We start from the raw sequence: 16,692 nt of genomic DNA, 5'->3' as shown, positions 1-16,692 counted from the left end.
TCGTCACGATAATATGTTAATGGCTTACTTGCTTCATCAAGGCAACTGAATACCCCGTTCTTTCGATGCCTGAATATCAACCGGCGGCACACCCAAATCCTGCCACTTCTCTGGATGGCAGGTGAACAGCAGTATTTGATGGCGAATGGCAGCATCGAACAGGATCCGTTTCATGTCTTCGAGGCGGTCGCTGTCACTGTGCACCAGGGTGTCGTCCAGGATGACCAGCGTCGGCCTTCCTGCTTCCCGAAGCAGATCGGCATAGGCCAGACGGCTAATCAGGCCCATCTGTTCCCGGGCGCCAAAACTCAATTCGGTGATCTGCCCAAGCTCAGTGCCCCGGCTGAAGGTGCCCGGCCGTAGTTGTTCATCAACCTCCAGAGAGGCTTCCGGGAAAAGCACAGAAAGGTAATGGTTCAGGTGCTTTTGCAGCGGAGCTTGCAGTCGGCGCGTCAGGGCCTGACGTTTTTCGGTGAGCAGGTTCAGCAGCAGGTCCAGCCCCTGGGCACGGCGGTGCAATTCCTGATAGCGGCGGCTGCATTGGTCGTACTCTGCATCTTTCTCGTTGAGCTGTTCTTCCAGCCCTTCTGCGCCCCAGGCTTCCAGCCTGACTTTGATATCCCGGAGTTCGCGGCCCCGGTTCTCCTGGGTTTGTCGCAACTGATTGACCGCATTCTGGTAGCGTTCGATATCCTGCCGGATAAACTCCGGGCGGGCCTCGCGGATTTCCCGTTCGCGGTGCTCGAGGCTGGCTTCCAGTTCGGCCTGCTGTTTTTCGAGGTTCGCCAGGTCGATGGTTATCTGGCGGAGTTGCTGTTGTCGTTCCGGGCTCTTTTCTTCATCCGCCAGCCTCTGCCATTCGGTTTTGGCGTTGTCCCGGGCCTGTTTCAGGGCGGACAAACTTGACTGATGCGCGCGCTCATCGGATTCGGCTTTGTCCAATGCGATGCCGGCCCGGGCAAACGCTGCCTCCGCTTCTTCCAGGGCCGGCACATTCTCTTGCGGATCCGGTTTGGGCGTGGCTTCCAGTTGTTTTTTGGCTTTCTCCAGCTCGCCGTCTGCCTCGCTCTGGTCGGAGACAAGTTGCTCAAGGCCTGCCGGCGCCAGAGATTTAAACAGCTCGTCGGCATGCTTCACAGCTCGTTCAGCACTTTCAAAAACAGAAAGACGATCCTCCGCCTGTTCCACGGATTCCACACCAAGCGTCTTCAGCTGTTCGTCCAGATCTTCCTCAAGGGCTTTTAGCTTCCTCCGGGTGCTGGCCAGCTCTTCCCCGCCCGGTGTGATGCCCAGGGTGCCAACGCCCGGAATCACCAGCGTCGATTCTTCCAGTAGCTGCTGCTCGCCTTGTCCGGTAAGCGGTTCATCGTTCAGCGTCAGTGATGCGCCAGCATCCAGCTGCCAGTTCAATCGGGTGGCGATGGTTCGTGAGCGAATAGTTTCTTCGTTCAGCTGGTTCCCCGTTGCTCGCAGTTTCTTGACCAACTCCGCATCGATACGATTTTCCCTGGCCTGCTGCCTGGCTTGCTCCAACTGCTGGTGGTATTCCTTTGCTTTGGCAAGGTTCTGGGTCAGCACTTGTTTTTGCTGTTCAAGCCGGCGGACATCCTGCTCAAGCCGCTCCCGCGTTTGCAGCAAACCTGCCAGTTTGCGTTGCTTTTCTGCTTGCTCATAGGCGGTTCTGGCTTCGGTTAAACGGCCTGTGACCGCGGGTGTTTGTGCTTCTGCCACGGAAAGATCGCGCTCGGCACGGTCCAGTTCTGCCTTTCGGCTCTCAAGCTGGCGACTGAGCCCTTCCAGGTGTTCCTTGTTCTGCTGCAACAGGCGGTGGTTTTGCTGTAGCTGGCTGAGCGTGGCTTTCTCCTGGTTTTGTTGCTGCTCCAGACGTTCAACCTGCTGATAGCGTGCGCGGGCCTCCTCCAACTGGCGCTGGGCATCTTCCCAGGGGCGCTCGGCCTCGGCCTGATCATAGTCCTGGGCCAGTTTGCCAAGCCGGTCGACCTGTTCCTGGTATTTATGCACCCGCTCCTTCAGCTCTTCAATTTCCAGTTCATATTGGGCACGGTCTTTTTCCAGTTTCAGGTAATCGCCCCGGGGCTTGCCAGTGCCGGTCAGCAAGGTATCTCGCTGGCTGCGGACCGTCTCGATCAGGTCGTCACCTCCGGAGCTGGCCACCTCTCCCACCATGGAATTCAGGGCTGACTTCAGATGATCGCCGGCGTGTTCTATGGCCTGTTCGATGTCCTGCCCGGTGCCCTGCTCCACCCACAGCAGTCCCGGTATGCCCCAGTGTTTGGCTTTGCTGATGCCTTTTTGCGGGTACTGGTAGCCCAGCAATTCGGCCAGCTTTTCTTCGGCGTCGTCTTCACTGTAGGTCTCGGTGCCGACAGTCAGGTCGCACCGTTTGCGCTGGAGAAAGCTTTTGGTGAGGAGCCAGGTTCGGTCGTCCTGCTCAAACTCCAGCTCAATGGTGGGGGCTGCGGCGGAGTCACCCCACGGGCGCAGGTCGTCTACGGCCGTTGAACGGTAGCGCTCGAAAAACGCCGCTCGGATGGCACGCACCAGCGTGCTTTTGCCGGACTCATTGGGGCCGTGAATCAGGTTGAGGCCGGGTTGCAGGTTGTCCAGAACGAAGGGTTTGCGGAACTGGCGCAGCTGTTCAATGCGCATTCGCTGCAGCTTCATTGCCCCACCTCCTGTTCCCGCTCTCTGAGCATCCCGGCCAGAATCGCCAGGGCATCCCGGGCGACATCATCCTGCGCGGCCTCTTGCCGCTCCCGCAGGCTTTCAACCGCCTCGCCCACGTAGCCATCGGCTTTCAGGGCCGCGATGTCCTCATCGGTAGGTGTAAGCTGAAGCCCGCTCCGTTCGCAGCGAAGGCTGCGGAATCGCGCTTCTGCAACTGACAAAGCTTTCAACAGGGTTTCTTCGCCAGCCAGAGTCACCGAGCCTTCGAGGCGCAGATCAACAACGGCGGATTCGGGCAAGGTCCCCAGGCGCTCCAGCAGTTGCTCAAGATCGGACTGGACCGCCAGGGTTTCCCGCCATTGATGCCACTGATACCGCCCCGTTGGGACTGAGGTTACTTTCGGGGTTGCCCCGGGCTCGAACACTTCAACGATCAGGGCATTCCCCGCTTCGTTATTCCGGAACCGTTCCGGCTCGGGGGTTCCGCTGTACCAGGTGCGTTCATCGATCTGTTTGGTGCCGTGCCAGTCACCCAGAGCGAGGTAATCGAGCCTGCTGGCTTTCGCCCGGTCTGGTGCAATCGGATTGGTTGAATCAATCTCGTCCGGCAGCAGGCCCTGGACGCTGCCGTGGGCCAGGCCCACTCTGAGAAAACCTTCCGGTGATTGATAGCCGCTGAATGGCTCGGTCAGATCGCCGTAGGTATGGCGTTGAGTCAGGGGCGCGCAGAGAATGCTGAGGCGCTGGTCTTCCAGATCAATCACGCCGGGCTGAAGCGCGAGATGGACATTCTCCGGCACTGCACCAAGGCGTTGCGCTCGTGTCCACACGCTCTCTGCCAGGGCGGCGTCATGGTTGCCTGGCAGCATGACCCAGGCGCCGGTAAACGCTTTCGTAGCGTTAAACACCCTGCGAATGGTTCGGTCAGAGACCGTTTGGGCATCGAAGACGTCGCCGGCCACCAATACCGCATCGCACTGGTGTTCATTGGCCAGTTGGGCAAGCGTTTCAATGGCCTCGAACCGAGCCTCGACCAGGGCCGCACCGTCCTCGGTCTCGAATCGGGTAAAGGCCCGGCCCATCTGCCAGTCTGCCGTATGTAAAAACTTAGGCATTTTATCTACCTGAAAGATCTAAAAATTTTGGCGTTATTCTAGACTACTCGCGCCTGTTTTACAGACGCGGTAGGGCAATGAACGGCGTTCAAAAGAAGTCTGTTTGCTTGGGAAGTTACGCCGGGCTCAGCCTGCAGGCTGCATACTTGAACTCCGGGATCTTTCCGAACGGATCCAGTGCCGGATTGGTGAGTAAGTTCGCTGCCGCCTCAACAAAGGCGAAGGGAACGAACACCATGCCCTCGGGCATGGTCTGATCGGCCAGCGCTGTTAAGGTGATGGTGCCGCGCCGGGTGGTAATTTGAATGTCATTCCCCGAGGTCACGCCCATGCGATCCAGCTCCGCTGGTGCCAGATAGGCTGCAGCTTCGGGCTCCCGCTCGTCCAGCACCCGGCTGCGACGGGTCATGGCACCGGTGTGCCAGTGTTCAAGCAAACGCCCGGTGGTCAGCACAATGGGATAGGCCTCATCCACTGGCTCATCCGGTGGCAGCGGGCTGGCCGGTGAGAACCTGGCACGGCCTCCTGCGCGCGGGAAGGCATCGGAGAAGACAACGTCCTGGCCGGGGGCGTCATCCGCGGGGCATGGATAGGTTACGGACCCCTCGCGCTCCAGGCGAGACCAGGAGATATGATCGAGTGAGTGCATGCCCTGCTTCATCTCTGCAAACACCTGCTCGGGGCCGGCGTAGTTCCAGGGCAGCCCGAAACGCCGGGCGATTTCCTGAATAACCCACCAGTCGGGCTTTGCTTCCCCTGGCGGGGGCAACGCGGGACGGCCCATTTGCACCTGGCGGTTAGTGTTGGTGACGGTGCCGGACTTTTCCGACCAGGCGGCGGCAGGCAGGATAACATCGGCAAACTGGGCGGTCTCTGTGACAAACAGGTCCTGAACCACCAGGTGTTCCAGAGCAGCGAGCGCGGCCCGGGCGTGGGTCAGGTCCGGATCGGACATCGCGGGGTTTTCGCCGAGGATGTACATGCCCTTGATCGTACCCGCCACGATAGCGTCCATAATCTCCACAACGGTGAGACCGGGCTCCGGGTTCAATCCAGTATCCCAGAGTTCCTCGAAAGCAGCGCGCAGTTGGGCATCCCCGACCGGTTGGTAATCCGGCAGTACCATGGGAATCAAACCGGCATCGGAGGCGCCCTGCACGTTATTCTGCCCCCGCAATGGGTGCAGACCAGTGCCCGGCCGGCCCGTGTGGCCGCATGTGAGCGCCAGGGAAATCAGGCAGCGGGCGTTGTCGGTGCCGTGCACGTGTTGGGAGATGCCCATGCCCCAGAAAATCATCGCGCGCTCAGCACCCGCGTAGGCTCGGGCCACTTCACGAATGGTGTCGGGAGCCACGCCGCAGACCGGGCTCATCACCTCCGGGGTCATACCTTCGACACTGGATGCTAACGCCTCGAAGCCTTCGGTGTGGGTATCAATGTAATCCTTGTCGACAAGCCCCTCGCTGATAATCACATTGAGCATGGCGTTGAAGAGTGACACGTCGCCACCCGGCGAGAAACGCAGGCTGCGCCAGGCATAGGCATCCAGCGCCTGGCCCCGGGGATCGATGATGATCAGTTTGGTGCCGTTGCGTGCCGCCTGCTTGAAGTAGGTGGCGGCCACCGGGTGGTTCACGGCCGGGTTGCAGCCGGTGAGGATGACCACATCGGCCTGAAGTGCCTGCATGAAGGAAGCGGTCACGGCGCCAGAACCCAGGCATTCCATCAACGCGGCCACGGAGCTGGCGTGGCAAAGCCGCGTGCAGTGGTCAACGTGATTGGAACCGAAACCGGTGCGCACGAGCTTCTGGAACAGCCAGGCTTCTTCGTTAGAGCACTTGGCGCTGCCGAAGCCGGCAAGCGCATCTGGACCGTGTTGGGCTTTAAGTTTAGTCAGTCCACTTGCAGCAAGATCCAGTGCTTCTTCCCAGCTTGCCTCTCGAAAGTGCGTTAACGGGCTGGCCGGATCAAAGTCGGGGTCGAGCCCCTTGGGGACGCCCTCTCGTCGAATCAGCGGACGGGTGAGCCTTGCCGGGTGAGACGGATAATCGAAGCCAAAACGGCCTTTCACGCATAGGCGGCCCTGGTTTGAGGGGCCGTCTTTGCCTTCAACAAACAGGATGCGTCCTCGCTGCTCGCCTGTTTCTGATTCGGCAGGCGCGGGCTTATCTTTCACGTGATAGGTCAGTTGGCAGCCCACCCCGCAATAGGGGCAAACAGAGTCCACGGTGCGGTCGGCGGTGGCGGAGTCTCCCCGGCCCTGGGCATCGATCAGGGTGGCGGGCATGAGCGCACCCGTCGGGCAGGCTTGCACGCATTCGCCACAGGCAACGCAGGTGCTGTCTCCCATGGGGTCATCGAAATCGAACACCACTTTGGAGGCGGCTCCGCGATGCGCCAGGCCGATGACATCGTTGCCCTGCACTTCCCGGCAGGCGCGCTCGCACAGGCCGCAGGTGATGCAGGCACCCAAATTCACGTTCATGGCCGAATGAGTGGCGTCATGGCCACGGGCGTGAGCCAGAGAATCAGACCGTGGCTCAACATGGTGAACCGTAGGCTCATCACGCTCCGAATGAGCCGGGATACGTTGGCGCAGTTCACCGGCATCAATGGCCAATTGATCTGCCGTACGCCACAGATGACTGGACCGGTCCGGGCTCTGCCCTCGCTCAGGCTGATCGGCCAGCAGTAATTCGAGCACGCTTTTCCGGGCCGCCTGAACACGTGAGGAGCCTTCGCTTCGCACCACCATGCCCGGCGTTGCCTCGCGGATACAGCTTGCGGCGAGCACCCGCTCACCCTCCACTTCCACCATGCAGGCGCGGCAATTGCCATCCGCTCGATAACCCGGAGCGTCTTTGAAGCACAGGTGCGGGATGGTCTCGCCGGCGCGTCTGGCTACCTGCCAGAGGGTTTCACCGGGGAAGGCCTGAACCTCGATATCGTCCAGGGTCAGGGTGAAGCTTTTAGTCGCTTCGCTCACGCTTTTGCTGGAACGGCTCATGGCAGCCTCCCTACCCTTTCGCGATCAGTTTTTGGCTGGCGAGCTCGCTACGGAAGTCCCGCAGCAGACTCAACACCGGATTGGGCGCAGCCTGGCCGAGACCGCAGATAGAGGCATCTGCCATCACTCTGGCCAGCTGTTGGAGCGTTTGCTCATCCCAGGTATCGCGCTCCAGCAAGGTAAGCATTTTTTCGGTGCCCACGCGGCAGGGCGTGCACTGGCCGCAGGATTCATCCGCAAAAAAGCTCAAAAGATTGGTGGCCGCAGCGGCCAAATCATCCTGATCAGAGAGGACGATAACCGCCGCAGAGCCGATGAAGCAGCCGTGCTCCTGCAAAGTGTCGAAATCCAGCGGTATGTCGGCTTTGCTGGCCGGCAGTATGCCCCCGGAAGCCCCACCGGGAAGGTAGGCCAGCAGGCGATGCCCTTTCGCCATGCCACCGCAGTATTCCGCTATCAACTCATTGAGAGTGATGCCTGCGGGTGCGACATGCACACCGGGCCGCGCGACTCGCCCGGAGACCGAAAAGCTGCGAAGCCCCTTGCGACCATGCCGCCCCTGGCTGGCGAACCAGTCGGCGCCCTGGGCATGGATGCGCGGAATCCAGTAAACGGTCTCGACGTTATTAACGAGAGTTGGCTGGTTAAACAGTCCTTTCTGGGCGACAAATGGCGGGCGATGGCGTGGCTTGCCGGGTTTACCTTCCAGGGACTCGATCAGGGCGGATTCCTCGCCGCAGATATACGCGCCCGCGCCCCGACGCAGGATGACGAAGCCCTGCTCAACGATTCCGGCTGATTCCAGCTCCGCTATGGCCTCTTTAATCACACGGTGCAGGCCGGGATATTCATCCCGCAGATATATGTAGAGAGCCTTCGCCTCAACCACCCAGGCGCTAACCAGCGCACCTTCCAGAAAAACATGGGGTTCTCGTTCCAGGTAAAAACGATCTTTGAACGTACCCGGTTCACCCTCGTCTGCGTTAATTACCGCGTAGCGGGGCCCGGGCTCGGCACGCACGGCCTGCCATTTTCGGAACGTGGGGAACCCCGCGCCGCCAAGGCCGCGCAGGCCCGCCTGCTCAAGTTCTTCAGCAAGGGACTCGACGGTAACCCGTCCTTCCCGGCAATCCTTCAGCAACTGGTAACCACCCACCGATCGGTAATCCGCCAGCTTCTGCCAGTGGATGTCGTCGGGTTGAAGATGTTTTTGTTCAACTGCCGCGCCAACCGCCTGGGCAGTGGCGTTGCATACATGATGTTGCCCCACGGCCACCACGGGTGCTGTATCACAGCGGCCCATGCAGGGTGCGTGCACAACACGCACCTGACTCGGGTCATGCCCATCAGCCAGCGCCTCGTGCAGTGAGCCTGCGCCCGCCAGTTGGCACGAAAGCGAGTCGCATACCCGAAGTGTTATTGCCGGTGGTGGCGATTGCTCGTCATGAACAACATCGAAATGGGCGTAAAACGTGGCCGTTTCATGAATGGCGGCCATGGGTAGGTTCATGAATGTAGAAAGGGCCCGGAGACGGGGCATGGAGAGGCAGCCCTCGGCATCCTGAAGTACATGCAGGTGCTCGATCAGTCGATCGCGGTAGCGCAACGACGAATCAGTACGTTCGTCACCGATCAGGTGCCGCAGCTCTGACAGAACCGACGGTTCCAGTTGTCGGCCACGAAGGCCGGAACGCCGGCGTTTGACCTTCTGTTCGTCTGTTTTCATTATTTTCGACCACGCACCGAAGCACAACAGACAGCATTTTCTGCTGGTCTGGCAGATTACACGTCATTGAAGCATAGCAGTGTGTCGAGGCACCAGAAGATCGGGAATTAGCTGCACAGCGAGACGAATCTGGCTTGGAGCTTAAATATTGATAAGAGGGGGTAAAAATGGAGGCGCGGGTCGGAATCGAACCGGCGTACACGGAGTTGCAGTCCGCTGCATAACCACTCTGCCACCGCGCCGGGTAAAAGTCCGTTTAGGAGGAGGACTTTCATGCTCTCAGGTGGGCATTGAGAGACTGTGTTAACTGGAGCGGGAAACGAGATTCGAACTCGCGACCCCAACCTTGGCAAGGTTGTGCTCTACCAACTGAGCTATTCCCGCTTGGTCAACGAGGGCGTATTCTACGGATTCGGCCGATTCCGTCAACCTCTTTTTTCAACTTTTTGTTTTATAATGGTTTCTGGACAATTTTTAGCCGCCTCCCGCCTGAATACCCGGCTTCAGACAGACCAATTAGCAGCATGATATACTTCGGCCAACTCAACGGGGTGCCCTCTTCGACACAGGGCTGAGACCAGACCCGCGGAACCTGATCCGGATTATGCCGGCGAAGGGATTGAGTGCTCACCACGGTTGGTGGCCCGCGCCATGGTTGCTCCCCCAGTTTTCCCGGAGGAATCTACAACCATGCACCTACCTACCGCACGTTTACTGCTTGCCCTGCTTCTGCCGCTTTCTGCCACTGCACAGGCGGCCAGCGAACTGACTGTTTATACCTATCCTTCCTTTGCCTCAGACTGGGGCCCCGGCCCTGCCGTAAAAACCGCGTTCGAGCAGCAGTGCAGTTGCCAGGTGAACTTCGTGGTTCTGGAAAGCAGCGGCGACATCCTCCAGCGGCTTCGTCTTGAAGGCGATAGCAGCGAGGCGGATGTAGTTCTGGGGCTGGATACCGGCACCATGGAGACTGCCCGACAGACTGGCTTGCTGGCCGCCCACAAGATTGACACCAGTTCTCTGAACCTACCCATTGACTGGGCCGACGACCTGTTCGTGCCCTTTGACTGGGGCTATTTTGCGTTTGTCTACGACACCGAGCAATTGCCCAATCCGCCAGCCAGCCTGGAAGAACTGATTGCTGCGCCGGATGATTTGAAGATCATCATCCAGGACCCGCGCACCAGCACCCCGGGTCTGGGACTTTTGTTGTGGCTGCGCCATGTCTACGGAGACCAGGCGCCAGAGAAATGGACACAGCTCAAGGACAAGATTCTGACCACCACCAAGAGCTGGAGCGATGGTTACTTCTCACTGTTCATGAATGGCGAAGCACCGATGATCCTGTCCTACAGCACCTCGCCCGCCTATCACATGGCGATCGATAAAACCGACCGTTATCAGGCGGCGAATTTTGCCGAGGGGCACTACCTGCAAGTGGAAGTAGCGGCTCTGGTAGATTCATCTAATCAGAAAGAGCTGGGCCGGGAGTTTCTGCAGTTTATGCTGACCGACGGGTTCCAGCTTCACATTCCCCTGAAGAACGTGATGTATCCAGCCATCAACCTTGGCCCTGAATTGCCCGATGTCTTCGATAAACTGATCACTCCAAGCGAAGCCCGCTACTTTGAGCCCGCTGAAGTGGCGAAAAATCGGCGCGCCTGGCTGGACGAATGGCTGAACGCCATGACCCGATAACCGGGCCAGTCGTTTATGTCTGATTTCACTCGCGCTCCTCTCAGTCAACCGGGCTGGCAGCACTGGCCAGGTTGCCTGTTTGCACTGGCGATTGTCTTGCTGACAGTCAGTGGTGCTGGCGCCTTGTTCTGGCAGGCGCCGGCGCTGGACATAGGCGACTTGTGGACTAGCCGTTATCTGCGCAGCGTGGTGCTGTTCACACTCTGGCAGGCGTTCCTGTCGGTATCTATCAGTGTCTTGCTCGCCCTTCCCATTGCCCGGGCGCTGGACCGCCACCGGAAATTTGTCGGGCGCGCCCTGCTGCTAAGGCTGATGGAGCTCAGCCTGGTGATACCCACCATCGTTGCCGTGTCCGGGCTGGTCAGTATGTATGGTCGGCAAGGCTGGCTGACCGTTGCGATTCAAGAGTGGCTGCCGTCCTTGAGTTGGAACCTGTATGGCCTCAACGGCATTGTGCTGGCCCATGTTTTCTTCAATGCACCTCTGGCTGCGCGCATTCTGCTGCAAGCTTTGGAAAGCGCCCCATCGACTCAGCGCCGCATTGCCAGCCAATTGGGCCTTGGCTCACTCTGGCTCTGGCGCAGCCTGGAATGGCCCAGTATCCGGCCGGTTTTACCCGGGATCGTGGCGTTAGTATTCACTCTCTGCTTCACCAGTTTCGCCATTGTCATGACCTTGGGTGGCGGGCCGGCGACATCCACTATTGAAGTCGCCATTTACCAGGCGCTGCGCTTCGAGTTTGATGCTGGCCGGGCGGCACTGCTGGCACTGATACAGCTACTGATCTGCGGAACGCTCTGGTGGCTGGTGTTGCGCAAGGGACTTAACACCGCCCTGATACCCGATCGACAACTCGTCATTAGCCATGCCCGTCCTGATGCGAAAGGCGTCAGAAAGCTGCTGGATAGCGGACTGCTTGCGGCGTTTGGGCTGTTCCTGACCCTCCCTCTGCTCGCAGTGCTGGCCCGAGGCTTGCCAGGGCTGGCCGATGCGCTGATGCCATCGGGCTTTGCTGATCAGGGCCTGCAACTCTTGAAGGCAACTGCGCTCAGCCTCGGCATTGCCCTGCCCGCAGGTGTGGTCTCGGTGGCAACGTCACTGCTGATACTCGGGGCGAAACCGGGCAACACCAACACGCCTATTTCACGGCTGCTTGAGACTTCAGCCTATTTGCCGCTGATCATTCCTCCGCTGGTTCTGGCCACCGGTCTGTTTCTATTGCTGCGACCAAAACTCGGTATCGCCAGCGAAGGGCTGGCCTTAGTCGCTCTTATCAATGCCATGATGGCCCTGCCCTTTGTCATGCAGCTCCTCCGCGGGCCGCTCCGCAACCTGGACCCGGCGAGTATCCGGCTGGCGGACCAGTTGGGTATCAGGGGTTGGTACCGCTGGCGCTGGTTACACTGGCCGAGGCTCAGGCGCCCCCTGGCCCTCGGGCTTGCCTACGGCACTGGCTTATCACTCGGCGATTTCGGCGTGATTGCGCTGTTTGGATCACCCGGCAACCCGACGCTGCCGGTGCTGCTGTACCAGCAACTAGGGAGCTATCAAATCAACGCGGCGGCCGGCACCGGGCTTTGGTTGATGATGGTGCTACTAGCCTTGTTTGGTCTGTTCAATTTGGTGGGGAGACCACCCACAAAGTCACAGGGGCTTCAGGCCCCAATGCCAAATCAACTGGAGACCTCGGATGCTTGAGGTTCGCAACCTGACCTTTACCTACCCGTCGAATGACTGTACCTGGAGCTTTGATTTCCAAGTTGGTCGGGGCCAGTGCATTGCCATCGACGGGCCCAGCGGGTCTGGCAAATCCACCCTGCTGGGACTGCTCGCCGGATTTCTTTCACCCGCTGCTGGCACAATCATCTGGCAGGGGCAGAACGTTGATCAGCTCGCGCCGTGGCAACGCCCCATGACCAGCGTGTTCCAGGAACACAACCTGTTTGAGCACCTGGATGTGCAGACCAATATCGGCCTTGGCATTCACCCTGGAATGAAGCTGTCCCGCGAACAGAAGCAGGCGATACAAGCGGGACTGGCACGGGTTGGTCTTGCCGGGTTTGGCGAGCGGATGCCATCGGCCCTTTCGGGCGGGCAGCGCCAACGGGTGGCTTTGTTGCGGGCACTGTTGCGGAACCAACCTTTACTGCTGCTCGACGAGCCCCTGACCGGGCTGGATGAGGATACTCGAAATACACTTCGGGCAATGTTGGTGGAACACAAAGCCCAAGGCATTACCATAGTTCTGGCTAGCCACGATGAAGAGGACCGGCAGGTGCTGGCGGATAGTCGGTGGAGCCTCTAAGCTAGTGATTAACCACCAAAACAATCAATGGATTGTCGACCAACGTGACCAGCACCGCGAGCAAGAAAGAGTCGGTTTTCGCGGCGAGCGCTTCGTCGCCTGGCGAAGCTATTGTCACTGACAATTCACTGCAGATCCGTGGTGACTGGACGCTGCAGAATTATCCGTTTCTTCAGCAAACCGTTGCAGAGGCGTCAGCTCAGGCATTTGAGGACGTAGATCTCTCCCATCTGGAACGTCTCGATACCGCGGGGGCGTCTCAGTTAATAACCCTGCTCGGCCCTGAGCGCCTGCACTCCCTGGCGTCGGCACCCAATGCACTTCCTACCGAGCGATCGGCACTGCTCTGCGCTGTGTGCGACGCCGTGATTAACCGCCCCGAGCCAGAACCGCCCGCCATCCCCGTGATCACCCGATTCCTGGCCGAAACCGGTCAGCGCACCGATGGCATCTATCAATTGCTAAAGGCACTCAACGGCTTCATCGGGCAAACCCTGGCCGTCCTGTTTTCGATACTCCTGCGACCCTGGCGATGGCGTGTCACGCCATTCATCGCCGCAATCCAGGAAACCGGCCTGAATGCGCTGCCCATCGTGGCACTGCTCACCTTCCTGGTGGGCGCCGTGGTTGCCTTTCTTGGGGCAACAGTGCTCGAAAGCTTTGGGGCAACTATCTATACCGTGAACCTGGTGGCGTTTTCCTTCCTGCGGGAGTTTGGCGTGTTACTGGCGGCTATTCTGCTGGCGGGCCGCACCGCCAGTGCGTTTACCGCGCACATAGGCGCAATGAAGGTAAATCAGGAACTGGATGCCATTCGGACTCTGGGCCTGAACCCGATTGAACTGCTGGTTATTCCACGGGTATTGGCGATGATGATCAGCCTGCCCATCCTCGCATTTGTCGGCATGATAGCCGGCATGGCAGGCGGCGCCACGGTGTGCGCCCTGGTGTTGGATATCTACCCTCCGCAGTTCATAGCGATTGTCGAGCGGAGTGTTGAGCTCAGACACTACCTGGTCGGGCTTTCCAAGGCGCCGATATTTGCCTTTCTGATTGCGGTGATCGGCTGCCTTGAGGGCTTTAAAGTTAGCGGCAGTGCGCAATCGGTTGGCGAGCACACCACTTCCAGCGTCGTTCAGTCGATTTTCATGGTGATTCTGATCGATTCAATTGCAGCCCTGTTCTTCATGGAAATGGGTGTGTAGGCCATGCTTAAACACCATCAACTTGCGCCCCATCCTGACCTACAGGGCCAGACCGTGATTCAGGTTCGCGAACTCTGCAACCGGTTTGGCAGCCAGGTAATTCATGAAAACCTGGACCTCGACGTAATGACCGGGGAAATCCTTGGCGTAGTCGGAGGATCCGGTACCGGCAAAACGGTATTACTCAGAACCATTGTTGGGCTGAACCGACCCACGTCGGGACACATTCGGGTGTTTGGGCAGGATCTCCAGGAGCTTTCTGCAGGTGACCGCTCTCTGATTGAGCAGCGGCTTGGCGTGCTGTTTCAGGGCGGGGCCCTGTTTTCGTCGTTAAGCTTGCAGGAAAACGTGGCGGTGCCACTGATCGAGCATGCGGGTCTGAGCAGGCCAGACGCAGAGCACCTGGCCCGAGTGAAGCTGGCACTAACCGGATTACCGCCGGAAGCTGCACTGAAATACCCGGCGGAGCTGTCGGGTGGCATGGTTAAACGGGCAGCCCTGGCACGGGCGCTGGCGCTAGATCCGGAAATTCTGTTTCTGGATGAACCGACCGCGGGCCTCGACCCCATTGGCGCAGCCGCGTTTGATCGGCTGATCCTGACCTTGCGGGACGCGCTCGGTTTTACGGTATTTCTGGTCACCCACGACTTGGACACGCTTTACGCCACCTGCGATCGCATCGCGGTACTGGCAAAGAAACAGGTTTTGGTTGCCGACCGGCTGGAGCGTGTTGCCACCATCGACGACCCCTGGATTCAGGATTATTTTAACGGCCCGCGTGGGCGCGCGGCGAGCAGCGCCACCGGGGCAAACGCACTGAGGCCACAGGAGTAGTCACCATGGAACCGAAGGCCCATCACGTTATTATCGGACTGTTTACGCTGCTGGCGTTTGTAGCGGCGTTGCTGTTTGCCCTGTGGCTCGCGAAATCAACCGCCGATCGCGACTGGTCCTACTATCAGATCGGATTTAATCAGCCGGTTAGCGGCCTCTCAAAGGGCAACCCGGTGCTTTACAGCGGTGTGCAGGTTGGCGATGTGGTGGAGCTGAAGCTCAATCCCCGCGATCCGAGTCAGGTGCGCGTGCTGATCCGAGTCGATAAGAACATTCCGATTCGGGAAAACACCCAGGCCTCGCTCGTACTTGCCAACATCACCGGCAGCATGAGCGTGCAATTCAGTGGCGGCACCCCGGACAGCCCCGAGCTGATCGGGGATATTAATGATCCGCCACTGATCATCGCGAAGCCGTCCGCGCTCGACAGCCTCCTCGCCAATGGTCAGAGTCTGTTGCAAAAAGCCGAGTCCCTGCTGGTCGATGCCAACAAGATGTTTTCGGACAAGAATATTGAGAACCTGACCGCCGTTCTCGACAACACCCGGGAAGTATCCGACGCCCTGCTCGACCAGCGCGGCCGGCTGAACGAGTTGCTGGCACGACTGGATTCGGCCAGCCAACGGGCCGGTGAAGCGGCCGTGAAGGTCTCCCAGGTATCTGACAACGCCAATGCCCTTCTGGAAAACGAGGGGCGTGCAGTGCTCGGCTCCCTGAATGCTGCGCTGAAAACCATCGAAACAACGTCAGCGCGCATTGACCGGCTAACCCAGAACAATCAGGGCGCCATCGAATCAGGCCTGCAGGGAATGGGCGACCTGTCACCAGCGTTGCGGGAATTGCGCAACACTTTACGCAATCTCAACCAGCTCACCCGCAGGCTGGGTGAAGACCCGACGCGGGCCATCTGGGGCGGCGAAACAATACAGGAGCTAGCACAGTGAGCTTGAGGCGAGTGGTCTTCGTAGCCAACGCGGTATTTCTGGGCACGATCACAGGATGTTCGGTGTATCCAAAGCTGGAGGCGCCCCGAGTCATGGACTTTGCGGCGCCCTCCTCAGAAATCCGTGCCAATCAAACACGCCAACTGAGCTTGCGGGTGGATACGCCCTATGCTTCTGATCCGTTGGGCACCAACCGGATTCTGGCGAAACCTACGCCTTTGGAATTTCAGATCTACCCGTCAGTGCGTTGGCGGGACGCCGCGCCCGTGGTCATGCGCGATCTATTGGTCGAAACGCTTCGGGACAGCCAGGGATTCAGTTCGGTGATCAGCGACACCAACCCAGCCAACGCAGACTGGACCCTGGTGAGCGAATTGACCGCCTTTCACACCGAGTACCAGGCCGAAGGCATCCACGCTGTGATTGAACTGCATGGCCAGTTGCTGGACAACCAGAGTCGCAAGACTCTGTGCGCAACCAGTTTCAAGGTGCAGGAGCGCTCAGAGAGCGTGGCCATTGAACAAGTGGTGGAGGCGTTTAGCCGCGCTGGGCAGGAGTTATCGGAGTCCGCCGTTCGCTGGGCTGGTGAGTGCCACCAGCCCAAACCCTAGCCTGCCGGGAGGTTATTTGGCGGGAAACAGGTCAGCCCAGGCGGCCTTCAGGTAAAGGCCCATGGACCAGAGCGTCAGGCCGGCAGCGATGTACAGCAGAGCGATCGCAATGTTCGAGCCCAGCACGCCCGGCGGGAATGCCAACAACCCCACGATGGCTGCCATCTGCGCGGTCGTCTTGATCTTGCCGATGTAGGAAACCGCAACGCTGGCGCGACTGCCCATTTCAGCCATCCATTCCCTCAGCGCAGAAATGACAATCTCACGACCGATAATGACGGTAGCCGGAATGGTCAGCAGAATCGCTGCGTGCTCTTCAATCAGCACTGCCAACGCCACAGCTACCATCAGTTTGTCAGCAACGGGATCGAGAAACGCCCCGAACGGAGTGCTTTGGTCCAATTTTCGGGCCAGGTATCCGTCCAGCCAGTCGGTCACACCGGCCAAAGCAAAAATACCGGCACTTACCAGGTAACTCCACTCCACCGGCAAATAAAAGATCACCACAAACACCGGAATCATGATGATGCGTGAGAGCGTGAGTATGTTAGGTAAATTCATG

The 16,692-nt window shown here is 59.2% G+C and carries 12 protein-coding genes, 2 tRNA genes and 1 riboswitch; of the genes, 7 read left to right on the top strand and 7 right to left on the bottom strand.

Features of this window, described 5'->3' with window-relative positions; translation table 11 throughout:
• Nucleotides 1–36 precede the first annotated feature (36 nt).
• From QUE89_RS08100 to QUE89_RS08075, 6 genes are all read right to left on the bottom strand, one after another.
• Nucleotides 37–2,685, bottom strand: coding sequence for an AAA family ATPase (locus QUE89_RS08100; RefSeq protein ID WP_286222686.1), 2,649 nt, complete (start codon nt 2,683–2,685; stop codon nt 37–39).
• Nucleotides 2,682–3,803 (bottom strand): metallophosphoesterase family protein, encoded by a 1,122-nt coding sequence (locus QUE89_RS08095; RefSeq protein WP_286222685.1) that lies wholly within the window; start codon nt 3,801–3,803, stop codon nt 2,682–2,684. Before QUE89_RS08095 ends, QUE89_RS08100 begins: the two co-directional genes overlap by 4 nt.
• A 115-nt stretch (nt 3,804–3,918) precedes the next feature.
• Nucleotides 3,919–6,810: a formate dehydrogenase subunit alpha gene (gene fdhF / locus QUE89_RS08090; protein ID WP_286222684.1), complete on the bottom strand. Its 2,892-nt coding sequence runs from the start codon at nt 6,808–6,810 to the stop codon at nt 3,919–3,921.
• Nucleotides 6,811–6,820: 10 nt separating this feature from the next.
• Nucleotides 6,821–8,536, bottom strand: a complete 1,716-nt coding sequence (locus QUE89_RS08085; protein WP_286222683.1) for an NADH-ubiquinone oxidoreductase-F iron-sulfur binding region domain-containing protein — start codon at nt 8,534–8,536, stop codon at nt 6,821–6,823.
• A 168-nt stretch (nt 8,537–8,704) separates the two neighbouring features.
• Nucleotides 8,705–8,778, bottom strand: a tRNA-Cys gene (locus QUE89_RS08080).
• Between the two features lie 66 nt (nt 8,779–8,844).
• Nucleotides 8,845–8,920: transfer RNA gene (locus QUE89_RS08075), tRNA-Gly, on the bottom strand.
• A 153-nt stretch (nt 8,921–9,073) separates the two neighbouring features.
• Nucleotides 9,074–9,172, top strand: a riboswitch (TPP riboswitch).
• A gap of 54 nt (nt 9,173–9,226) precedes the next feature.
• On the opposite strand from QUE89_RS08075, the gene thiB reads away from it, so the two are divergent.
• From thiB to QUE89_RS08040, 7 genes are read left to right on the top strand one after another with little or no spacing between them, the layout of a single operon-like run.
• Nucleotides 9,227–10,231 carry a thiamine ABC transporter substrate binding subunit gene (thiB, locus tag QUE89_RS08070; RefSeq protein WP_286222682.1) on the top strand — a complete coding sequence of 335 codons (1,005 nt, stop codon included), beginning with the start codon at nt 9,227–9,229 and terminating at the stop codon, nt 10,229–10,231.
• A gap of 15 nt (nt 10,232–10,246) precedes the next feature.
• Nucleotides 10,247–11,929, top strand: a complete 1,683-nt coding sequence (gene thiP / locus QUE89_RS08065) for a thiamine/thiamine pyrophosphate ABC transporter permease (protein ID WP_286222681.1) — start codon at nt 10,247–10,249, stop codon at nt 11,927–11,929.
• Entirely contained in the window at nt 11,922–12,536 is a 615-nt protein-coding gene (locus tag QUE89_RS08060) for an ATP-binding cassette domain-containing protein (protein WP_286222680.1), read from the top strand. The genes thiP and QUE89_RS08060 overlap by 8 nt, the downstream gene beginning before the upstream one ends.
• 44 nt (nt 12,537–12,580) lie before the next feature.
• Nucleotides 12,581–13,741, top strand: coding sequence for an MlaE family ABC transporter permease (locus tag QUE89_RS08055; RefSeq protein WP_434784095.1), 1,161 nt, complete (start codon nt 12,581–12,583; stop codon nt 13,739–13,741).
• Between the two features lie 3 nt (nt 13,742–13,744).
• A complete protein-coding gene (locus tag QUE89_RS08050; RefSeq protein WP_286222679.1) occupies nt 13,745–14,575 on the top strand; it encodes an ABC transporter ATP-binding protein in 831 nt (276 codons plus the stop codon).
• 5 nt (nt 14,576–14,580) lie between these two features.
• On the top strand, nt 14,581–15,519 hold the full coding sequence (locus QUE89_RS08045; protein ID WP_286222678.1) for an MlaD family protein: 939 nt from the start codon (nt 14,581–14,583) through the stop codon (nt 15,517–15,519).
• Nucleotides 15,516–16,130 (top strand): ABC-type transport auxiliary lipoprotein family protein, encoded by a 615-nt coding sequence (locus QUE89_RS08040; protein WP_286222677.1) that lies wholly within the window; start codon nt 15,516–15,518, stop codon nt 16,128–16,130. The genes QUE89_RS08045 and QUE89_RS08040 overlap by 4 nt, the downstream gene beginning before the upstream one ends.
• A gap of 12 nt (nt 16,131–16,142) precedes the next feature.
• Here the strand turns inward: QUE89_RS08040 and pgsA are convergent, their stop codons facing one another.
• Entirely contained in the window at nt 16,143–16,691 is a 549-nt protein-coding gene (gene pgsA, locus QUE89_RS08035; RefSeq protein WP_041338638.1) for a CDP-diacylglycerol--glycerol-3-phosphate 3-phosphatidyltransferase, read from the bottom strand.
• Nucleotide 16,692 lies beyond the last annotated feature (1 nt).

The sequence above is a fragment of the Marinobacter sp. LA51 genome (genome assembly GCF_030297175.1).
In the GTDB taxonomy this organism is placed as follows: domain Bacteria; phylum Pseudomonadota; class Gammaproteobacteria; order Pseudomonadales; family Oleiphilaceae; genus Marinobacter; species Marinobacter apostichopi.
Note: the sequence above shows the minus strand (reverse complement) of the source record. Positions and strands in the feature narration are given on the sequence as shown.